The following is a 2956-nucleotide window of genomic DNA, read 5'->3' as shown; positions in this document are numbered from 1 at the left end:
GCCACGCCATTTCACAAGTTGGCGAACCTTGTGTTGTTCCAGTTTTCGCCGGGTCCAGTACCGCTTACGAGCCGGGCGTTCGTCCTTGGATTTTGATTTACGCGATTGCTGTTTCGCCATTTTGTTTTTCTCCTAAATAACGGAATAATCCATGACACAATCTTTATTAGCCAGTTCAAACCGCCGATCACGGGACCGACCCACCTTGGAGGCGGCAACCACAAAATAGTTGAGAGCGTTACGGAAATGGTCGTTGCCATTGCCGGTTTTCTTGTACCGAAACACCACGGTTCGTTTGCGTTTGTCAATCTCTTTACTCTTGACGCAGTTGCAGCACTGTTGAGCAAAGTCGTCAATCAGTTTGTTTCGTCGCGGCAATACGATTTGACTATTCATAATGACGCGGTGGGTCGTATCAAATATCCCGGTCCGGTACACTTTGACGATTCCGCTGTTATCGATGAAATTACAGTCCTGTAACGGGGACTCGGTATATTCACAGAGCCAGACTCGGCATCCATACCGTATGGCAGCCCGTTGAAACTCACGGGCAGAATCCGCGTTGGGCCTTAGATCGGTGACACAGGACTTGACCCGGTATCGTTGGATTAAATCTAAAATCTGTCCGAACCGGTTTTGGGTGACATCGTTTAACGCAAAGACGCGAACCAGCTTATATGTTTCAGGCCCGGTCCGAACGCCGATCACAACGTGTTTGTTGTCGTCATTGTCAACACCCATTGCACAGGGGCCGTCGTGACTATCCGGCATTCCATCCAAACTACAACAGGCATAGACGGATTCTTTTCGCAGTTTTTCATCGGTACTGGAATAGGCTCGCCCCAACATCAATCGGATTACGTCACCGATGTTGTTTTCCGGGGGGTGTCTGTAACAATGCAGAATATGGGCCGGGTCTTGGTTCTCACTGGTTAGATACGACCAATTAAACCCGTGACGACGGCTGTTTTCCTTTTTGGTCGGCACCCAACGTCCGACCCGCTGCCCTACAGGTTTACCACACTTGGTACAGCGAACATAGCCGGTCGGCTGAAAGTTTTCCATGCGGCTAATCCGGTCAGGATACATCCCTACGCATTTTTCAGGGTCTTCAAAAAACTCCAGTTCGGCACACGTCCAACCACCACATTCACACTTGCGATACCAGTATCGTTGATCGGACCCCTGCCACAATGAATCAATGCCGCGATCTTCGTCCGAGGGATTACCGATATATACGATTTGAGATTTACCCCGAACCCCGTCAATCCGGGCATTCGACAACCGGCCCCGGACCTTGCCGATGATTTCCTCCTCCATCTGGTCCGTTTCATCCAGTACCGCCTTATCGACATGAATCCCGGTCGCGGCCACGGACTGACGGCTTTCGCCGTCAGCCGTTGGCATCATCCGCAGGCCTCGCAAGTAAAGGTTTGCATTTCGAATTCGCTTAACGTCTGCGGCGTCAGTCTTTTTACCGCCAATCGTTAAATGTTTGCCAATTTGTGCAGGGTTGAATTGAATTAGTGGAGTCCAGCGGGTCTTGGAATAGTCCATCATATCCCCATCATTGGGGAACCCGTACAGGACTCCCTGCCGGTATCGACCGTAGATCATCCCGTGCAGGCATTCCAAAATTTCAGCATCGGATACCCCGCAACCAGTGGCCTTCATGTAACATTTTTCCGGGGCTTCATCCCGCATGAAGGGAACTTGATATTCCCGACCTTCGGTTGAGAATAATTGTCCATTGGACAGGCGAATTCGATTGGCCTTGGCCCAATAGGCCGCGTGGGAGGCACACATCAATTCTACTTGTTTCAGATCATCCGAGGGCATTACTTACCTTTTGCCATCAACGTTGATTTTGCCCGGCGTGCAACAGCCCGTTTTTGCCTTTCAATGTCGCTTGGAACCCCAGTCGCTTCCTCAACCGCTTTGGTCCGGGCGGTCTTTTGTGATTCAAGCCGGGTCAGTTCCTTATCAGCCTCTTTAAGAATCTTGCGTTTGCGTTTGGGGACAGGATTTTTAGGGCCTACGGTCAATAAACGTGCATATTCCAGTATCTTTGCCATTTGCGGACTCCTATTGCCAGATTACAATAAGTGAATATACCACTAAACGCTAACGAAATGAGAAAAATATGAGAAATTATTTTTATATTGACACAGTTTGGCAATGTTTGTAGATTGAACGCAAAGATAGGGCAAACGTTCTCAAATGTTACCCGATCTTTCCATAGTTTTTGGTCCCTCGGTGCGTCAAGACGGCGTTACAACGCCTTCCCTCCAAACCGTGCCGGGGGACCATCCTTTACAGGAGATCACAGGATGGGAAAAAACGACCGAAAAACAAGCCTGCTGCGTACCCAAGCCAGCCTCATTACCGATCTGCGGCAGCAGGTCAGGGCACTGAAAAAGGAAAACTCAAAACTGTTGCGAAAAATCGACTGTCAGGCCAATAGCATTTTATCCCTGTTGGCCGAAAAACATCATCTGGACCCGGACGCACAAGACGAGGTTATAAGACAACAAAGCCAAAAAATCCTCGAACTGGAACGCCATATAAACAGCCCGGATAGTGACCATTTTGCCAACACAAGTGTGACGGGTGCCGCCCTTGGAATTAACGTTAAAACCCTGCGGAAACTGGCCGAACAAGAAAAAATTCCCTGTATTATGGACGGCACCAAGTACACGTTTAATATAAAAGCGGTTAAAAAAGCACTACTGGAAATGACCGACAACGATATTAAAATCCTTAACAGAACGGTATGCCATTATGAGCAAAAAAAAGGACGAAGCCAAAAACGGACAGATACCGAACGGCTGCCTGAAATTTGATAACGGGCCTGCGGTGGTCAATGGTCTCAATCTGATCGGGGCGATTGTCACCCATCCAGAGGCGAAAGCCATTGCACGCAAGGTTTTAAAACAGGTCCATGAACAATCCGGGT

Annotated in this window: 3 protein-coding genes; 1 reads left to right on the top strand and 2 read right to left on the bottom strand. The window is 49.0% G+C overall.

What is annotated here, in order from left to right:
- Nucleotides 1-132: 132 nt before the first annotated feature.
- Together M0Q24_RS11585 and M0Q24_RS11580 are read right to left on the bottom strand one after the other, a co-directional pair.
- A complete protein-coding gene (locus tag M0Q24_RS11585; RefSeq protein WP_295050822.1) occupies nt 133-1839 on the bottom strand; it encodes a phage terminase large subunit family protein in 1707 nt (568 codons plus the stop codon).
- A complete protein-coding gene (locus M0Q24_RS11580) occupies nt 1839-2075 on the bottom strand; it encodes a hypothetical protein (RefSeq protein WP_295050820.1) in 237 nt (78 codons plus the stop codon). The genes M0Q24_RS11585 and M0Q24_RS11580 overlap by 1 nt, the downstream gene beginning before the upstream one ends.
- A 255-nt stretch (nt 2076-2330) precedes the next feature.
- Here M0Q24_RS11580 and M0Q24_RS11575 point away from each other — a divergent pair, with 255 nt between their 5' ends.
- Nucleotides 2331-2843 carry a hypothetical protein gene (locus tag M0Q24_RS11575; RefSeq protein WP_295050819.1) on the top strand — a complete coding sequence of 171 codons (513 nt, stop codon included), beginning with the start codon at nt 2331-2333 and terminating at the stop codon, nt 2841-2843.
- The last annotated feature ends 113 nt before the right edge of the window (nt 2844-2956 follow it).

It is taken from the genome of Sulfurimonas sp., assembly GCF_023228785.1.
In the GTDB taxonomy this organism is placed as follows: domain Bacteria; phylum Campylobacterota; class Campylobacteria; order Campylobacterales; family Sulfurimonadaceae; genus Sulfurimonas.
The sequence above is the reverse complement of the archived record's forward strand: the minus strand, read 5'-3'. Positions and strand labels throughout refer to the sequence as shown.